At 68.8% G+C, this 18,276-nt stretch carries 13 protein-coding genes; 4 read left to right on the forward strand and 9 right to left on the reverse strand.

The window, feature by feature from the left end; genetic code table 11:
* The first annotated feature begins 1 nt into the window (after position 1).
* Positions 2 to 3,100, forward strand: coding sequence for a non-ribosomal peptide synthetase (locus tag OG905_RS03280; RefSeq protein WP_328666070.1), 3,099 nt, complete (start codon positions 2 to 4; stop codon positions 3,098 to 3,100).
* Positions 3,097 to 3,777 carry a formyltransferase family protein gene (locus tag OG905_RS03285; RefSeq protein WP_328666071.1) on the forward strand — a complete coding sequence of 227 codons (681 nt, stop codon included), beginning with the start codon at positions 3,097 to 3,099 and terminating at the stop codon, positions 3,775 to 3,777. The genes OG905_RS03280 and OG905_RS03285 overlap by 4 nt, the downstream gene beginning before the upstream one ends.
* Before the next feature lie 97 nt (positions 3,778 to 3,874).
* Here OG905_RS03285 and OG905_RS03290 read toward each other — a convergent pair whose 3' ends face one another.
* Positions 3,875 to 4,075, reverse strand: coding sequence for a hypothetical protein (locus tag OG905_RS03290; RefSeq protein ID WP_328666072.1), 201 nt, complete (start codon positions 4,073 to 4,075; stop codon positions 3,875 to 3,877).
* 485 nt (positions 4,076 to 4,560) lie between these two features.
* Here OG905_RS03290 and OG905_RS03295 point away from each other — a divergent pair, with 485 nt between their 5' ends.
* Positions 4,561 to 6,204: a GMC oxidoreductase gene (locus OG905_RS03295; RefSeq protein ID WP_328666073.1), complete on the forward strand. Its 1,644-nt coding sequence runs from the start codon at positions 4,561 to 4,563 to the stop codon at positions 6,202 to 6,204.
* 30 nt (positions 6,205 to 6,234) lie between these two features.
* Here OG905_RS03295 and OG905_RS03300 read toward each other — a convergent pair whose 3' ends face one another.
* Entirely contained in the window at positions 6,235 to 6,714 is a 480-nt protein-coding gene (locus OG905_RS03300; RefSeq protein WP_328666074.1) for a carboxymuconolactone decarboxylase family protein, read from the reverse strand.
* Positions 6,711 to 7,790, reverse strand: a complete 1,080-nt coding sequence (locus OG905_RS03305; protein ID WP_328666075.1) for an NAD(P)H-dependent amine dehydrogenase family protein — start codon at positions 7,788 to 7,790, stop codon at positions 6,711 to 6,713. The genes OG905_RS03300 and OG905_RS03305 overlap by 4 nt, the downstream gene beginning before the upstream one ends.
* Before the next feature lie 310 nt (positions 7,791 to 8,100).
* Here OG905_RS03305 and OG905_RS03310 point away from each other — a divergent pair, with 310 nt between their 5' ends.
* Positions 8,101 to 10,005 carry an amino acid transporter gene (locus tag OG905_RS03310; RefSeq protein WP_328682006.1) on the forward strand — a complete coding sequence of 635 codons (1,905 nt, stop codon included), beginning with the start codon at positions 8,101 to 8,103 and terminating at the stop codon, positions 10,003 to 10,005.
* Between the two features lie 63 nt (positions 10,006 to 10,068).
* Here OG905_RS03310 and OG905_RS03315 read toward each other — a convergent pair whose 3' ends face one another.
* From OG905_RS03315 to kdpF, 6 genes are all read right to left on the reverse strand, one after another.
* The gene (locus OG905_RS03315) at positions 10,069 to 12,615 is read right to left on the reverse strand and encodes a sensor histidine kinase KdpD (RefSeq protein ID WP_328666076.1); all 2,547 of its coding nucleotides are present in this window, start codon (positions 12,613 to 12,615) and stop codon (positions 10,069 to 10,071) included.
* Between the two features lie 74 nt (positions 12,616 to 12,689).
* Positions 12,690 to 13,373, reverse strand: coding sequence for a response regulator transcription factor (locus OG905_RS03320; protein WP_328666077.1), 684 nt, complete (start codon positions 13,371 to 13,373; stop codon positions 12,690 to 12,692).
* A 113-nt stretch (positions 13,374 to 13,486) separates the two neighbouring features.
* Entirely contained in the window at positions 13,487 to 14,209 is a 723-nt protein-coding gene (locus tag OG905_RS03325; protein ID WP_328666078.1) for a potassium-transporting ATPase subunit C, read from the reverse strand.
* Positions 14,210 to 14,213: 4 nt separating this feature from the next.
* Positions 14,214 to 16,364 carry a potassium-transporting ATPase subunit KdpB gene (gene kdpB, locus OG905_RS03330; protein ID WP_328666079.1) on the reverse strand — a complete coding sequence of 717 codons (2,151 nt, stop codon included), beginning with the start codon at positions 16,362 to 16,364 and terminating at the stop codon, positions 14,214 to 14,216.
* Entirely contained in the window at positions 16,361 to 18,025 is a 1,665-nt protein-coding gene (gene kdpA, locus OG905_RS03335) for a potassium-transporting ATPase subunit KdpA (RefSeq protein WP_328666080.1), read from the reverse strand. The genes kdpB and kdpA overlap by 4 nt, the downstream gene beginning before the upstream one ends.
* 8 nt (positions 18,026 to 18,033) lie before the next feature.
* Positions 18,034 to 18,123, reverse strand: coding sequence for a K(+)-transporting ATPase subunit F (gene kdpF / locus OG905_RS03340; protein ID WP_328666081.1), 90 nt, complete (start codon positions 18,121 to 18,123; stop codon positions 18,034 to 18,036).
* Between the last annotated feature and the right edge of the window lie 153 nt (positions 18,124 to 18,276).

Raw genomic sequence — 18,276 nt, forward strand, 5'->3', positions numbered from 1 at the left:
CATGACTGAGCAGCATGCCGTCACGGGCATCGGTCCTGGTGCCCGCCCTTCGGGCCGTACCGCTTTCCGCCGGCCCGTCTCTCCGACCGAGTGGTCCTATCTGGCCGCCGCCCGCCTCGGTGAGCTGCTGGTGCTCCAGCTGGTGGTCGAGGGCACAGGTCCGATCGACGCCCTGGACTTGAGCCGCGCCGTGGCACAGGCCTCGGCGTCCTGCCCGGGCTCGCGGCTGGTGCGCCGCGGCAGGATGTGGATCGACAGTGGGCTTCCGGCCCGGGTCGTGGTCGCCGATGGGCAGGGCTTCGACCGCCGTACGCTCACCGGCCTGCCGGAGTTGACCGGCCCGTTGGCCGAGGCCGAAGGCCGCTCGGGCTGCGAGGTCCTGCTTCTCACCGGCGAACCCAGCACGGTGGTGTTCCGCGTCTCCCATGCCGTGATGGATCTCAAGGGCACGGCGATGTGGGCCGCCGAGGTCTTCCGCGCTCTGCGGGGCGAGCCGCTGCACGGCGCCGCCGGTTCCCTGGCCGACTATCAACTGCTGGACACACTCGGCCGGACCGGGCAGCGGCCCCGCCTCGGGCTCGACCAGCGCTCGCCGTTGGCCGGCCGGCCTGGCAGCGGCTCGGTGTGGCGGCGGCGTACGGTACCCGGTCGGCACGCGGCGCTGGCCGCGAAGGTGGCCGCCGAGGTTGCCGGGGCCGTCGGCGGTGCCTCGGCCCGGATCATGGTCCCGGTGGATCTGCGGCGTCACGCCCCCACAGTGTCGTCGACGGCCAACCTGGCGCTGCCGGTGTTTCTCGACGTGCCGCCCGGCCAGGATGCGGATGCGGTGCACCGGCGGTTGCTCAACGCCCTGGCCGCGCGGCAGGAACTGGCGCCCGGCACGGAAGCCGCGCTGGCCCGGCTGCCACTGCCCGTGGCCGCAGGGCTGATCGGCGCCTCGCGCACCGCCTCGTACGCACGCCACCGCTATCTGGCGTCGGCCATCGTGTCCAACGCCGGCCGACTGGCGCTCGGGGAATTCAGCACCGGGCAGTTCACGGCGGCGACCGTGTACGCCCTGCCGGTGCATGCGCCGCTGGTTCCCGTCAGCATCGCGCTGCTCGAACTGCCCGAGCACACGGAGCTGGTGGTCTCCGCCCGCGGGGCTGCGGACGTCGGCGAGCGCTGCGAGGCGCTGCTGGACCGGATCGAGACCGCGCTGGCCTCGGCAGTACCGGCCTCGGCTGCGCCGTCGGTGACCGCGCCTCGAAAGCCAGGTGCAGCCGACCGGCTCCTTGAACCCGGACCTGACGGGCTTCCGCCACTGGACACCACCGTGGTGCAGCTGTTCCGCGCGCAGGCCGCCGGGCGGCCGGACGCACCCGCCGTGATCGGCGACGGACTCCCCTGGTCGTACGGGGATCTGGACCGCCGCTCGGACGCCGTCGCGGCCGTGCTGCTGGCCCGAGGGGTCGAGCGCGGCGAGGTGGTCGGTGTGCTGGCGGACCGCTCGGCGCTCGGCCTGGCCGGGGTCTTCGGTGTCCTCAAGGCGGGCGCCGCGTTCCTGCCGATGGACATGCGCAATCCGGCGCAGCGGGTCAAGGAACTGCTGCACGACGCGCAGGTCCGCTTCTGTCTGACGGACGCGGCCTCGGCCGACCGTACGGAGGGGGCCGACTGCACGACGCTCCTCCTCGAAGACGTCGCGAGCGACGACGCCACCGTGGACGCCCGGGCGACGATCGCCGCCGCCGCTCCCGGACCGGACGATCTGGCGTACGTCATCTACACCTCGGGTTCCACCGGCAAGCCCAAGGGCGTCCAGATCGAGCACCGGAGCCTGGTCAATGTGGCCGGCTGGATAGCACCGTTCCTGCGGTGCGACGAGCAGACCCGGGCCGCGTACTCCTTCTCGCCCGGCTTCGACCTGTCGATGATGCAGATCTTCCCGCCGCTGCTGCACGGTGGCGCCGTCGTACCGGTGCCCGGCGAGCTCGACCACGTCAAACTGCGTGAGATGTTCTCGGGGCGGCACGCCAACACCCTGGCGCTCACCCCGACCCACCTCGATCTGGCCGGGCGCCTCGGCCTGCGCCCGGCGGGCATCCGCGCGCTCCATCTCGGGGGCGAGAACCTCACCACGGCCACCAGCCTGTGGGCACGTGCCTCGTTCGGGCCCGACTGCCTGATCGTCAATATCTACGGCCCCACCGAGGCGACGGTGGCCTGTACCGTCGCCGTCGTCGGCGACGACGCCTCACGCGCGTCCACGCCGATCGGAGTGCCGGTGCACCGCACCTCTGTGGCCGTGCTGGACGAGCAGCGGCAGGAAGTCGGTGACGGCGAGCTGGGCGAGCTGTATGTGACGGGTGTTCAGCTGGCCCGTGGCTACCTCGGCCGCCCCGACCTGACGGCCGACCGCTTCCTCTACCTCCCCGACGGGCGGCGCGCCTACCGGACCGGCGACCTGGTGCAGCGGCTGCCGGACGGGCAGCTCGAATACGCGGGCCGGATCGACGCGCAGGTCAAGATCCGCGGTCACCGGGTCGAGCCGGCCGAGGTCGAGGCGGCGCTGACCGCGCTGCCGGACATCGCACAGGCCGCCGTGGTCGCCCGCCGCAGGCACCACACCGGCCCGCAGGCGCTGTGCGCCTACGTGGTTCCCGCCGAGGGCTCGGTCATCCTCGACGAGGGCGCCGTACGTACCGAGTTGGAGCGTTCGCTGCCTTCCCACCTGGTGCCCTCGGTGGTGTGTGCGGTGCCCGCGCTTCCGGAAACGGCCAGCGGCAAGACCGACCGCAACGCGCTGCCGAACCCTTTCGACGAGGCAGCCGCAGAGCCGGGGACGGTACGTGCTCCCGGGCCCGGCACAGCGGCGGTGATTGCCGGGATCTGGTCCCGCGTCCTGCACTGCGACGCCGGCCGCCTCGACGCCTCCTCCGACTTCCACGCACTGGGCGGCGACTCTCTCGCCGTACTGGAGATGCTGTCCGCGCTCGGCGACGAACTACTGGGACGGACCGCGGAGCAGCAGTTCCTGGCCCGGCTCGGGTCCCTGAGCGAAAATCTGACGCTCGGCCGCGTCGTCGAGACCGTCGAGGCGCTGAGGAGCACGTCGTGATCTTCGTCGGTGAGGGCGCGCTGCTCTGGCGCGCCGTACAGCACTCGCTGGACAGCGGCCTGGCCGTGGACCTGGTGTGCGGCCCTGCCGCCGCGGGCGCGTCTCTGCCCGACGTGCCCTTCCTGCGCGTCGAGGACGTCAACACGGTCGCTGCCGAGCTGGCAGACGCCAGCACGGACGGCCTCCTCTGGTCGGTCAACAACCGGATGATCTTCCGCGCTCCGGTCCTCTCCACCGGGCTGCGCATCCTGAACATCCACCATGGCCCGCTGCCTGCCTATCGGGGGCTGCCCGAGGTGGCCCTGGTTTACGCGATACTGCGCGGCGAGCGGGAGTTCGCCGCGACACTCCACGAGGTGGACGCGGGCATCGACACGGGCCGCACCCTGGCCGCCGAGCCCTATCCGATCGGCCAGAACGACCCCTACCACGTGGTGCTGCGCCGCGGATTGCAAGCCTGCCACCACCTCTTCGAACGCTGCCTGCCCCTCGCCGCGGCCGACCCCGGCTGGACGGGCGAGCCCACCCGGCCCACGGGGGCCGACGGCGGCGGCTACTTCGGCCGCAAGGCACTGGCTCGTCTGCCCGAGCACCGCAGCCACCCGGAGTTCGGGCGCGCCACCGACCTGGGCTTCCTGGCCGGCTACCTCCCGGAACTCGCTGCAGCGCTGGCATGAGGCCGGGCTTCGGGCACCGTCACCGTTGCCGCGATCCGCCCCAGCCCGATGTCCTTTTCACCTCGGCTTCGTCGTCCACCGCAACCACGACGAGGGCTCAGGACGACCGAATCGGCCGTCCGCGCAGGATCTCTCTGACGATCTGGGCAAGATTCGCAACGGCGTGGGAAAGCACCCCCACCGCAACGGTGGCTCCGGCGATGAGGATCCAGCCCGCCGCCTCGTGCGGACCCCTTTCGGCGACCACGGGAGGCGACTCGGTCTGCTCGGGCCCGTCGCGCGGCTCCGCTCTCATCATGTCCCTGACGATCCTCAGGAGCCCGGTGACGGCATGAAACGCCGCCCCCACCGCAATGGTTGTGGCACCGATCAGGACCCAGGCGCCTCTTCCGAACTCCGCTTGAGTCTGCGGCGGAGACGCCGTCCCGCGATGACGGATACGGGGCATGCGGTTCGCCTCCTTCGGCGGGCACCGTCTTCACATCCGCGACGGCAAACGGAGGCACCGGGCTCATCACCCGGCCCGGGTGGCCACGACAGGCCGCGAGGCCCGCTCCACCCGGCACCTACATCTCAGGATCGCGGTGAGGGGGGTCCACGTAATCGCCCGCAGCGGGTGATCGTCATGCGCCGCCCGTCGGCGAGCATCGGGGGCCTGCTGTCGTGCGGGGGCCGCCCCGACCCGCGCATGATCGGGCGCAAGTTACCTCAAGGTATGTAGTGACTTCATGCACAAGCAGCAGTAGAACGTGTTCCCATTCGTCAAAGAGTGAGGAACATCACATGAGTGAAACTACCGTGCATCGTACGGGTTCCAACGACGTTTCGCGCCGCCGTTTCATCGCTGGAACCAGTTCCATTCTGGGCGCCGTCGTGCTCGCCGGTCACGCCACCGCAGCCCAGGCGCAGGCCGCCTCCGCAGCCGCCCCGATCAACTCCGGAGCCCATGTCCCCGTCCTCGTGATCGGTACCGGATACGGCGGTTCCGTAGCCGCTCTGCGGCTCGCTCAGGGCGGCGTCGACGTGCACATGGTCGAGATGGGGATGTCCTGGGACACCCCGGGTTCCGACGGCAAGATCTTCGCCAACACGACCAAACCTGATAAACGGTCCTACTGGCTCCGCACCAAAACGAAACAGCCCATCAGCAACTTCCTCGGCTTTCCGCTCGACAAGGACATCCCCCGCTACACCGGGATCCTGGACGCCGAGGAGATGGGCGGCATCATCGTCTACCAGGGCCGCGGCGTCGGTGGCGGTTCGCTGGTCAATGGCGGTATGGCCGTGACGCCCAAGCGTGAGAACTTCAGCGCCGTCCTGCCCTCGGTGAACGCCGACGAGATGTACGGCACCTACTACCCGCGCGCCAACGCCGGGCTCGGAGTCAGCGTCGTCGACCCGGCCTGGTTCGAGACCGCCGAGTGCTACCAGTACGCCCGGGTGGGCCGTAAGCACGCCCAGCGTTCAGGCTTCCCGTTCGTCTTCGTGCCCGACGTGTACGACTGGGACTACATGAAGCAGGAAGCCGCCGGGACCGTCCCCAAATCAGCGCTGATCGGCGAGATCCTCTACGGCAACAACTACGGCAAGAAGTCGCTCGAGAAGACCTACCTCGCTCAGGCCAGAGCGACCGGCAGAGTCACCATCTCGCCGCTGCACAAGGTCACTTCGGTCGCCCCTGCCGTCGGCGGCGGCTACACGGTCGCCATCGAGGAGATCAACACCACCGGAGACACCACGGCCACCAAGACCGTGACCGCGGACAGGGTGTTCTTCGCAGCCGGCAGTGTCGGTACGAGCAAGCTGCTGACCAAGCTGAAGGCAACCGGCTTACTGCCGAACCTGAACAGCGAGATCGGCAAGGGCTGGGGCGACAACGGCAACGTCATGTGCGGCCGCGCCAACTACCTGTGGGACCCGACCGGCAAACTCCAGTCGTCCATCCCCTGTTCCGGCATCGACAACTGGGCTGCCGGCGGCGCGTTCGCCGAGATCGCGCCTCTGCCGACCGGGATCGAGACCTACGCCTCGTTCTATCTGTCGATCACCAAGAACCCGAACCGCGCCCAGTTCTCCTGGAACGCCGCGACGGGCAAGGTCGACCTGAACTGGCAGACCGCCTGGAAGCAGCCGTCCATCGACATGGCCAAGACGATCTTCGACAAGATCAACGCCAGGGAAGGGACGATCTACCGCACCGACCTGTTCGGCGCCTACAAGATCTGGGGCGACCACCTCACGTACCACCCCCTCGGCGGCGCCGTGCTGAACAAGGCCACCGACAACTACGGCCGCCTCCACGGCCATCCCGGCCTCTACGTCATCGACGGCTCGCTGATCCCCGGCAACACCAGCGTGAACCCCTTTGTGACCATCACGGCACTCGCCGAACGGAACATCGAGACGATCATCGCCGCCGACCTGTAACGGCCCCTTGGTGACGGCGAGTTCGCGGCCTCAGTGCCCGCGCAGTACGCACACGGCGTCGAGACCCAGCACATGGTTGAGCCGGCCGAACGCCAGCCAGGAGCCGATGCTCATGCTCAGCTCCACGATCTCCCGCTGGCTGTAGTGCGCGGTCATCCGCGTCCAGAACTCGTCGTCGAGGCCATGGTGATCCAGGGCGTACCGCTCGGCGTACTCCGCGGCCAGCCGGGCGCGGTCGTCGAAAGCGTCGGTCGTACGCCACTGGGTCACCGCGTCCGCGAACTCCTCCTCGACCTTCTGTCCGTCACGGTCGGTCCGCCAGTCGAGGCAGAACAGGCACCCGTTGATCTGGGCGATCCGCAGCCGCGCGGCCTCGAACTCACGTAGTCCCAGGGTCGTGTGCTCGTACACCGAGAGCGAGAAGTTCGCGGCGGCCAGCCCTATGCCGGGGACCATCTCTCCCCACACGTACCCGATCGGCTCCTGGCCCTCGGGGATGTCGATGTTCAACGTTGTCTCCTTCCGAGCTTGCCGACTGCGGGGAGCAGCGGGACGTCGAGCGCGTCGTAGAGTCCGGGTTCCGCGGCCACGAGCCAGTCGATGGCGCTCACCAGCCGGCCGACCGCGGTGGCGTTGCCTCCCGCGGACCGGTTCTCGCCCTCGTCGGTCGCCTCGATCGTGACCTCGATGCGCGGGCGGCCCTCGATGATCACCCGGTGTGCCCCGGCGCCGTCGGGCGGCGTCGGCCAGTCCGGTGCGCAGGACGGATGGATACGGGTGACGTGCTCGATGACGATGCGGGGTTCGCCCTCGACGATGCCCTGCACCTCGAACCGCACCGCGCCCTGGGTGCCTGCCTCGAACTCCCCCATCGTCCTGGTGCTCACGGTGGCGTCGAGCGCGCGGCGGTCCAAGGTCTCGCGGATGTCGTCGAGTTCTACGCCGAGAGCCCTGGCCATCAGCCGTATCTGCCCGCCCCACACCATGGTCGGGATGCTCGGCGCGAGCATCATCGGCTCGTAGTCCATGGGCTGGCCCATCCCGACCAGGTACCGGACCGAATCTTCCTGCTCGTACGTGGAGTAGTCGAAGATCTCCTGGCAGCGGATGACGTCCACGGTGGAGCCGAGCCCGCTGATGAGCAACGGCAGTACGTCGTTGCCCCAACCGGGGTCGACGCCGGAGACGAACAGCGAGCCGCCGCCGTCCGCCACGGCGGCCAGTAACGGTTCCCTCAGCTCCGGCGGAGCGTTGCGCTGATCGTAGAGCCCGTACATCGCCGGGGTGACGACGACGGCTCCGGCCCGGATCGCTCGGAGGATGTCCGCGAGGGCGTCGTCGGGGCGGATGTCGCCGGACGCCGCGTACACCACGGCGCCGGGACCGGCGGCCAGCACCACATCAATGTCGTCGGTGGCCGCGACCCCCAACTCATGGGTGAGTCCGCCGAGTTCGCCCGCGTCGCGGCCGACCTTGTCGGGGTTGTGGACGAGTACGGCCGCGAGTTCCAGTGCCGGGTGGGCATCGACGGCACGGATGGCCGCACGTCCGACATTGCCGGTACCCCAGACAACCGTGGAAATCATGGGCGGAGGGTAGCGAGGGGGCGTATCAGTTCATAGTGCCGTGACCGGAAAAGCCGGCAGCGCCGGTTTCGGCGGCGCTGCTGCGGGGACCGGCTTGCCACCCCCGCTCGTACGGCGAGGCCCGATCCGGGGGCCGCGCGTGCGCGAGCTAACCTGACCAGCCGAAACACTTACGGCCACGTTGCGTACGCTGACCGGGCCGTCCCATCGATGGCTGTCCTTTTGCTTACGACAGGAGTACCCGGTGGCCACCCCCACCCCTGCGGCTTCCGATTCCGCTTCCACACCACGGCGTCGCCTGCGCGCATGGATGCTGGAGGGCCTGTCCGACATGGCCAGGCACCAGCAGGGGCCGCAGGCCAAGACGGAGCCCGAGCACAAGGGGCAGCGGTGGTGGCGCGTGATGTGCCTGACCGGCGTCGACTACTTCTCCACGCTCGGCTATCAGCCGGGCATCGCCGCGCTCGCGGCCGGGCTGTTGTCGCCGGTGGCCACGATCGTGCTGGTGATCGTGACCCTGGCGGGCGCGCTGCCGGTGTACCGGCGGGTGGCCGAGGAGAGCTCGCACGGCGAGGGCTCGATCGCCATGCTGGAGCGCCTGCTGTCCTTCTGGAAAGGCAAGCTGTTCGTCCTGACCCTGCTCGGCTTCGCCGCCACCGACTTCCTGATCACCATCACGCTGTCGGCGGCGGACGCCTCCACCCACCTGGTGGAGAATCCGCACGTGCCCAGCCTGCTGCACGGACAGCAGTTGGTCGTCACGCTGGTCCTGGTCGCCCTGCTGGGGGCGGTGTTCCTCAAGGGGTTCCTGGAGGCGATCGGCGTAGCCGTCGTCCTGGTCGGCGTGTACCTGGCCCTCAACGCGGTCGTCGTGGTCGTGGGCCTGTGGCACGTCGCCACCGCCTCGCACGTGGTCACCGACTGGACCAGCGCGCTGACCGCCGAACACGGCAACGTGGTGGCCATGGTCGGAGTGTCGCTGCTGGTCTTTCCCAAGCTGGCGCTCGGCCTGTCCGGCTTCGAGACCGGCGTGGCGGTCATGCCGCACGTCGAGGGCGAGGCCGGCGACACCGAGGAAAAGCCCGCAGGACGTATCCGCGGCACGAAGACGCTCCTCACCACCGCCGCCCTGATCATGAGCGTGTTCCTCATCGCCACCAGCTTCATCACCACCCTGCTCATCCCGGAGAAGGACTTCGAGCCGGGCGGCGAGGCCAACGGGCGCGCGCTCGCGTATCTGGCGCACCAATACCTCGGAGACGGGTTCGGCACCGTCTACGACGTCGCGACCATCGCCATCCTGTGGTTCGCCGGTGCCTCCGCCATGGCCGGCCTGCTGAACCTGATGCCGCGCTACCTGCCCCGCTACGGCATGGCCCCGCACTGGGCACGCGCCGTACGCCCCATGGTGATCGTCTTCATCCTCGTGGCGTTCCTCGTCACCTGGATCTTCGACGCCGATGTCGACGCCCAGGGCGGCGCCTACGCCACCGGCGTGCTCGTGCTGATCTGCTCCGCGGCGATCGCGGTGACCATCGCCGCCCGCCGCGCCGGCCAGCGCAACTGGACCATCGGCTTCGCCGTGATCTCGGCGGTCTTCCTCTACACCACCGTGGTCAACGTCATCGAGCGGCCCGACGGTGTGAAGATCGGCGCCTGCTTCATCGCGGGCATCATCATCCTCTCGCTGATGTCCCGGCTCGCCCGCGCCTTCGAGCTGCGCGTCACCCACGTCGCTCTGGACAGCATGGCCGAGCGCTTCGTGCGCGACATCGCCAACCGCCGGATCCGGTTCATCGCCAATGAGCCGGACCGCCGCGACATGGCCGAGTACCGCGACAAGATCCACCAGATCCGGGCCGACAACGACGTGCCAGCCCAGGACGACTTCGTCTTCGTCGAGGTCACCGTCCTCGACCCCTCGGAGTTCGAGGCCGGTCTGAACGTACGCGGTGAGGTGCTGCACGACCGCTACCGCATCCTGACCCTGGAGAGCTCCTCGATCCCCAACGCACTGGCCGCACTGCTCCTGTACGTACGCGATGCCACAGGACAGCGCCCGCACATCTATTTCGAATGGACCGAGGGCAACCCCTTCGCCAACTTCCTCCGCTTCTTCCTCTTCGGCCAGGGCGAGGTCGCCCCGGTCACCCGCGAAGTCCTGCGCGAGGCCGAACCCGACCGGTCGAGGCGGCCCCGCGTCCACGTCGGCTGAGGCGCGGACGAACGGCAGGTCGTAGCCGGAGTACGAACTCACCGTCCACGGGGGCGGAACCCTTCAGGACGTGGCTTTGGCCGAAAGGTCGGGGCGGGCCTGCGTACGGCCAACCGCGGCGGGCAGCGTGAGGACCATGGTCATGCCGCCGCCGGGGGTGTCCTCCGCGGTCAGCGTGCCGCCGATCGCTTCGGCGAAGCCGCGGGCGACCGCAAGACCGAGGCCGACTCCGGCGCCGCGCGGGGCGTCGCCGTAGCGCTGAAAAGGCGCGAAGATACGGTCCTTGGCCTGATCGGGGACGCCGGGGCCGCGGTCCGTCACCCGGACTTCCACGCGGTCGGCGATCGCGCTGGCCGACACCACCACGGCCTCGCCGTCGGGGGCGTACTTGACGGCGTTCTCGACGATGTTGGCGACCGTGCGCTCCAGCAGGCCCGGGTCGACCGCAACCATCGGCAGGACTTCGGGGATGTCGAGGACGACGCAGTCCTCCGGTACGCCGAGGAGTGCCATCGGGACGACTTCGTCGAGGTCGACCTGCCGGATGAGCGGGGTGACGGTGCCGGTCTGGAGGCGGGACATGTCGAGGAGGTTGCCGACCAGGTGGTCGAGCCGGTCCGCGCCTTCCTCGATGCCTTGGAGGAGCTCGGCGCGGTCCGCCTCGGACCACTCGACGTCGTCGGACCTGAGCGAGGACACGGCGGCCTTGATGCCGGCCAGTGGTGTCCGCAGGTCATGGCTGACCGCGGCGAGCAGGGCGGTGCGGATGCGGTTGCCCTCGGCGAGTTCGCGGGCCTGTTCGGCCTCCCCGAGCAGGCGCTGGCGGTCGAGTACGACGGCTGCCTGGGCGGCGAAGGCAGCCAGCACGCGGCGGTCCTCGGCGGGCAGGACCCGGCCGGAGAGTGCGAGCGCCATGTGGTCGCCGACGGGCATGTCGACGTCCGCGTCCTCGGGGCGCGCGAGCGGACGGGTCGTCCCGACGCTGCCGGTGCAGGTCCAAGGTTCGACGTCGCTCTCGCGCTCCAGTAGGGCCACCGATTCCATGTTGAAGGTCTCGCGGACCTGCTCCAGGAGCGAATCCAGGCTCGACTCGCCGCGCAGCACGTTGCCCGCGAGGAAGGAGAGGATCTCTGACTCGGCACGTAGCCTCGCTGCCTGGTGGGTTCGGCGGGCGGCCAGGTCCACGACGGAGGCGACCGAGATCGCCACCGCGATGAAGATCACGATGGCAACGATGTTCCTGGGGTCCGCGATGGTGAGCTTGTGCAGCGGCGGCGTGAAGTAGTAGTTCAGCAGCAGCGAACCCCACGCGACGGAGGCCAGCGCCGGCAGCAGCCCGCCGATCAGCGCGGTGGCCACCGTCAGCGTCAGGAACAGCAGCATGTCGTTGGCAAGGCCGACGTCGGGGGCGATGCCGTCGAGCAGGAGGGTCAGCAGGACGGGGCCGATGACCCCGACGAGCCAGCCCCAGATGATCCGGGCGCGGCCGAGGCGGGCGCCGCGGGCCACGGGCAAACCCCGGCCCTTGGCCGCCTCTTCGTGGGTGACGATGTGGACGTCGAGGTCGGGTCCCGATTCGCGGGCGACGGTGGCGCTGACGCCGGGGCCGAGGACGTACTGCCAGGTCCGGCGGCGGCTGACGCCGAGCACGATCTGGGTGGCATTCACCCCGCGCGCGAAGTCGAGCAGGGCAGAGGGGACATCGTCGCCTATGACGTGGTGGAAAGTGCCGCCGAGGTCTTCGACGAGGGTGCGCTGGACGGCGAGTTCCTTGGGTGATGCGGAGGTCAGCCCGTCGCTGCGGGCGATGTAGACCGCCATCACCTCGCCTCCGGCGCCCTTCTCAGCGAGGCGGGCGGCGCGGCGGATGAGAGTGCGGCCCTCGGATCCGCCGGTGAGGCCGACAACGATGCGTTCGCGGGAGCCCCAGATCTTGGAGACCCGGTGCTCGGTGCGGTACTCCTGCAGGTACTCGTCGACCCGGTCTGCCGTCCACAGCAGCGCCAGCTCGCGCAGGGCGGTGAGGTTGCCGGGACGGAAGTAGTTGGAGAGGGCCGCGTCGACCTTGTCCGGCTTGTAGATGTTGCCGTGGGCCATCCGGCGGCGCAGCGCCTGGGGCGACATGTCGACCAGCTCTATCTGGTCGGCGCGGCGGACCACTTCGTCGGGGACGGTCTCGCGCTGCCGCACGCCGGTGATCGACTCCACCACGTCACCGAGCGATTCGAGGTGCTGGATGTTGACCGTGGAGACGACATCGATACCGGCCTGGAGCAGCTCTTCGACGTCCTGCCAGCGCTTGGCGTTGCGGGAGCCCGGCACATTGGTGTGGGCGAGTTCGTCCACGAGCGCGACGGCCGGGCGGCGCTCCAGCACCGCGTCGACGTCCATCTCGGTGAAGACGGTGTCCCGGTACTCGATCTCGCAGCGCTGGATCTGCTCGAGGCCGTGCAGCATCACTTCGGTGCGGGGCCGATTGTGGTGTTCCACGAACGCGACCACACAGTCGGTGCCCCGCTCGATCCGGCGGTGCGCCTCGGAGAGCATCGCGTACGTCTTGCCGACGCCCGGCGCCGCGCCGAGGTAGATCCGGAGCTTGCCGCGTCCCATGATTCCGATCTTTGCAGTCGAATGGCTGGTTTACAGGTCCACGTTCACAGCTGCCTGCCGGCCCGCGGAGTGCCTCACATCTCGAAGCGGTAGCCCATGCCGGGGGCAGTGATGAGATACCGGGGATGCGAAGGGTCTGGTTCGAGTTTGCGCCGTAGCTGTGCCATGTAGACACGCAGGTAGTTGGCCTGCGTGCCATACGTGGGGCCCCACACCTCCTGCAGCAGCTGCTTCTGGCTGACGAGCCGCCCGCGATGGTGGATCAGTACTTCCAGCAGGTGCCACTCGGTCGGCGTGAGGCGGACGTCGCGGCCCTCCCGCGTGACCTTCTTCGCCGGCAGATCGACCGTGAAGGCCTCGGTCGCGACCATCACCGAATCGCCGGAAGGTGCCACCGGCGAGGTCCGGCGGGATGCGGCCCGAAGCCGGGCCAGCATTTCGTCCATGCTGAAGGGCTTGGTGATGTAGTCGTCGGCGCCGGCGTCCAGCGCCACGACCTTCTCGTCGGAGGTCCGCCGGGCGGAGACCACGAGGATCGGCACCCGGCTCCACCCGCGGATCCCTTTGATCACGTCGATGCCGTCCATGTCGGGCAGCCCGAGATCCAGCAGAACCACGTCGGGGTGGCGCGAGGCGGCCAGCCGAAGAGCCGTCCCTCCGTCGGGCGCCGAGTCCACCTCGTACTTGCGTGCCTTGAGATTGATCTCGAGAGCCCGCACGAGCTGCGGCTCGTCCTCCACCACCAGCACCCGGGTCATCGGTGTGCCCTTTCTGTTGTGCGCGAGGAGAATCTCGTCATGGGCTGGGGAGGGAGCCGAAGACCCGAGGAGGTTCCTCGGGCCTCGGACTCCCGCCCGCCGACGTAAGACGATCACTTCCCGGTGAGTGCCTTGAGTGCGATGTTGAGCTTGAGGACGTTCACCGTCGGCTCTCCCATGAAGCCGAGGATCCGGCCGTCGGTGTTGTCCGCGACGAGCTTCTCCACCTGGGCTACGGAGAGGTGGTTCTTCTCCGCGACGCGGTGGATCTGGAGCTTGGCGTACTCCGGGGAGATGTCCGGGTCCAGGCCGGAGCCGGAGGAGGTGACGGCGTCGGCCGGCACGTCCGAGGGCTTGACCTTGTAGCCGGGCACCGAGTTGCCCTTGACCACGGCGGCCTTCGCCTCGACGACCCACTTGCAGAGGGTGCCGTCCTCCGCGTCCTTCGCGTCGGTCGGGCAGCGGCCGTCGACCGCGCCGTTGTCGCCGGAGCGGTTTGTCGCACCGGACAGGATCAGCGAGTACTGGGTGTTCACGCTGTTGGTGCCGAGGCCGTTGGACGGGCGCGGCTGGAACCACTTCAGGTCCGGGACCGCCGCCTCCTCCGCACTGTTGGGGTCCTTCTTCGGCAGGTTGTAGGTCTGGCCGATCAGCTCCGAACCGACCACCTTGCCGCGGGACTTGATCTCGGAGCCGTTGGCCTTGTCGTTGAACAGGGCCTGCGCGACGCCGGTGACGGCGAGCGGGTAGATGACGCCGCAGATGACGGTCAGGACGAGGAGGGCGCGAAGCCCTGCCCCGAGGAGCCGTGCGGTGCTGCTGAGAGAGTTGTTCATGACGTCACCCGATGCCAGGGATGAGGGAGATGAGCAGGTCGATGAGCTTGATGCCGATGAACGGGGCGATCAGGCCGCCCAGGCCGTAGATCCCGATGTTGCGCCGCAGCATCTTGTCCGCGCTGGTCGGCCGGTACTGCACGCCCTTCAGGGCGAGCGGCACCAGCGCGATGATGATCAGCGCGTTGAAGATGACGGCCGACAGGATCGCCGACTCCGGGCTGGCCAGGTTCATGATGTTGAGCTTGTCCAGGCCCGGGTAGACCACCGCGAACATCGCCGGGATGATCGCGAAGTACTTCGCGACGTCGTTGGCGATCGAGAAGGTCGTCAACGCTCCCCGGGTGATGAGGAGTTGCTTGCCGATCTCGACGATCTCGATGAGCTTGGTCGGGTTGGAGTCCAGGTCCACCATGTTCCCGGCCTCCTTGGCGGCCGAGGTACCGGTGTTCATGGCCACGCCGACGTCCGCCTGGGCCAGCGCCGGGGCGTCGTTGGTGCCGTCGCCGGTCATCGCGACGAGCTTTCCACCGGCCTGCTCGCGTTTGATCAGCGCCATCTTGTCCTCGGGAGTGGCCTCGGCGAGGAAGTCGTCCACGCCCGCCTCTTCCGCGATCGCCTTGGCGGTCAGCGGGTTGTCGCCCGTGATCATGACGGTCTTGATGCCCATGCGGCGCAGTTCGTCGAACCGCTCGCGCATGCCGTCTTTGACGACGTCCTTGAGGTGGATGACACCGAGCACGCGAGCGCCCTTGTCGTCCTCGACGGCGACCAGCAGCGGGGTGCCGCCGGCCTGGGAGATCTTGTTGGCGATGGTGTCGGCGTCGTCGGTGACCCGGCCGCCTTGTTCCTTCACCCATGCCATCACCGAGGCGGTCGCGCCCTTGCGGACCTTGCGCCCGGTGCCGTCCTCGACGAGGTCGACACCCGACATGCGGGTCTGGGCGGTGAAGGGCACCCAGTCGGCGTCGATCAGCTCGCCCTGGTGCCGCTCCCGCAGCCCGTACTTCTCCTTCGCCAGGACCACGATCGAGCGGCCCTCGGGCGTCTCGTCGGCGAGCGAGGACAGCTGTGCGGCATCCGCCAGCTCGGCCTCCGTGACGCCCTTGACGGGTACGAACTCGGCGGCCTGGCGGTTGCCGAGGGTGATGGTGCCCGTCTTGTCGAGCAGCAGCGTCGACACATCGCCCGCCGCCTCGACCGCACGGCCGGACATCGCCAGGACGTTGCGCTGCACCAGGCGGTCCATGCCCGCGATACCGATCGCGGACAGCAGTGCGCCGATGGTGGTCGGGATCAGGCAGACCAGCAGCGCGGTCAGCACGATCAGCGACTGCTCGGCGCCGGCGTACTTCGCGAACGGCTGCAGCGTGACGACCGCGAGCAGGAAGACGATCGTCAGCGACGCGAGCAGGATGTTGAGCGCGATCTCGTTGGGCGTCTTCTGCCGGGCCGCGCCCTCGACCAGGGCGATCATGCGGTCGATGAAGGTCTCGCCCGGCTTCGTCGTGACCTTGATGACGATCCGGTCGGACAGCACCTTCGTACCGCCGGTGACCGCGGACCGGTCACCGCCGGACTCCCGGATGACCGGAGCCGACTCACCGGTGATGGCCGACTCGTCGACCGACGCGACACCCTCGACGACGTCACCGTCGCCGGGAATGATGTCGCCGGCCTCGCAGACCACCAGGTCGCCGACGCGCAGCTCGGTGCCGGGCACCCGCTCCTCGGTCGTGCCGGTCAGGCGGCGCGCGACCGTGTCGGTCTTGGCCTTGCGAAGGGTGTCGGCCTGCGCCTTGCCGCGGCCCTCGGCCACCGCCTCCGCCAGATTGGCGAAGATCGTGGTCAGCCACAGCCACGCCGCGATCGCCCAGCCGAACCAGTCGGTCGGGTCCTTGAGCGCCAGCACGGTGGTGACCACCGAGCCGATCAGCACCACGAACATCACGGGCGACTTGATCATCACCCGCGGGTCGAGTTTGCGGACGGCGTCGGGGAAGGACTTGATCAGCTGCTTGGGGTCGAAGAGCCCCCCGCCGACGCGGCCGGGCTCGGTCTTGTGACCGGTCGGCACATCGGAGTGCGGCGCACGGGTCGCAGTGGCAGTGGACATGGAGCCGGGCTCCTCATGCTTCTTTACGTTGGTGGTCATGACGCCAGCCCCTCGGCGAGCGGACCCAGCGCCAGGGCCGGGAAGTAGGTCAGACCGGTGATGATCAGGATCGTGCCGACCAGCAGCCCGGTGAACAGCGGCTTGTTGGTGCGCAGGGTTCCTGCGGTCTCCGGGACCGGCTTCTGCTCGGCGAGCGAGCCCGCGAGCGCAAGCACGAACACCATCGGCAGGAACCGGCCGAGCAGCATCGCGAGACCGAGGGTGGTGTTGAACCACTGCGTGTCCGCGTTCAGGCCCGCGAAGGCGGAGCCATTGTTGTTGGCGCCCGAGGTGTAGGCGTAGAGGATCTCGGAGAAGCCGTGCGCACCGGAGTTGGTCAGCGAGTTCACCGGGGTCGGCAGCGCCATCGCGGCGGCGGTGAAGCAGAGCACCAGCGCCGGGGTAATGAGGATGTAGCAGGCCGCGAGCTTGATCTCTCGGGTGCCGATCTTCTTGCCGAGGTACTCGGGCGTACGGCCCACCATCAGGCCCGCGATGAACACCGCGATGATCGCCATGATCAGCATGCCGTAGAGGCCGGAGCCGACACCGCCGGGAGCGATCTCGCCCAGCTGCATACCCAGCAGGTTGAGGCCACCGCCCAGACCGGTGTTGGACGAGTGGAAGGAGTCCACCGCGCCGGTCGAGGTGAGCGTCGTGGAGATCGAGAAGATCGACGAGGCGCCGATACCGAAGCGGGTCTCCTTGCCCTCCAGGGCACCGCCCGCGACCTCGAACGCCGGACCGTGACCCGCAAACTCGGTCGCCATCATGAGCAGCACGAAGCCGACCCAGATGGTGACCATCGTGGCGAGGATCGCGTAACCCTGCTTGATCGAGCCGACCATCTTGCCGAACGTGCGGGTCAGCGCGAACGGGACCAGCAGGATCAGGAAGATCTCGAAGAGGTTCGAGAAGGAGTTCGGGTTCTCGAAGGGATGGGCCGAGTTGGCGTTGAAGTAACCGCCACCATTGGTGCCGATCTCCTTGATGGCCTCCTGGGAGGCGACCGCGCCACCGTTCCACTGCTGGCTGCCGCCCATGAACTGGCCGACCTCGTGGATGCCGGCGAAGTTCTGGATGGCACCGCACGCGACCAGCACGATCGCGCCGATCACGGAGACCGGGATCAGGATCCGCACGGTGCCGCGCACCATGTCGGCCCAGAAGTTGCCGAGCTCACCGGTGCGGGAGCGGGCGAAGCCGCGTACAAGGGCCACCGCCACCGCGATACCCACTGCGGCGGAGACGAAGTTCTGCACCGCCAGGCCGCCGGTCTGTACGACGTGGCCCATGGCCTGCTCGCCGTAGTACGACTGCCAGTTGGTGTTCGACACGAACGACGTAGCGGTGTTGAACGCCTGGTCCGGGTCGATCGAGGAGAAGCCGAGCGAGCCGGGCAGGCTGCCCTGGATCCGCTGCAGCAGGTACAGGAACAGGACACTGACCGCGGAGAAGGCGAGGACGCCGCGCAGGTAGGCGGGCCAGCGCATCTCGGCGTTGGGGTTGGCGCCGATGGCCTTGTAGATCCATTTCTCGACCCGCAGATGCTTGGTCGAGGAGTAGACCCGGGCCATGTAGTCGCCGAGCGGACGGTACGCGAGAGCCAGCGCCGCGATGAGCGCGAGCAGCTGGAGCACACCGGCGAGGAAGGGGCTCATATCCGTGCTCAGAACCTCTCCGGGTACACAAGGGCGACGACGAGGTAACCCAGCAGGGCGACGGCCACGACCAGGCCGACGATGTTCTCGGCAGTCACAGCTTTGCCACCCCCTTGGCGATGACGGCCACCAGCGCGAAGACCGCGATCGTGGTGACGACGAAGGCCAGGTCAGCCATCGTGAGCTCCTGAAAGAGGTTCGGAAATGTCTCGGACGTCTAGAGGAAAGCCTGTTTCCGGCCAGACATGAGC

Source organism: Streptomyces sp. NBC_00322, assembly GCF_036147535.1.
GTDB lineage: Bacteria > Actinomycetota > Actinomycetes > Streptomycetales > Streptomycetaceae > Streptomyces.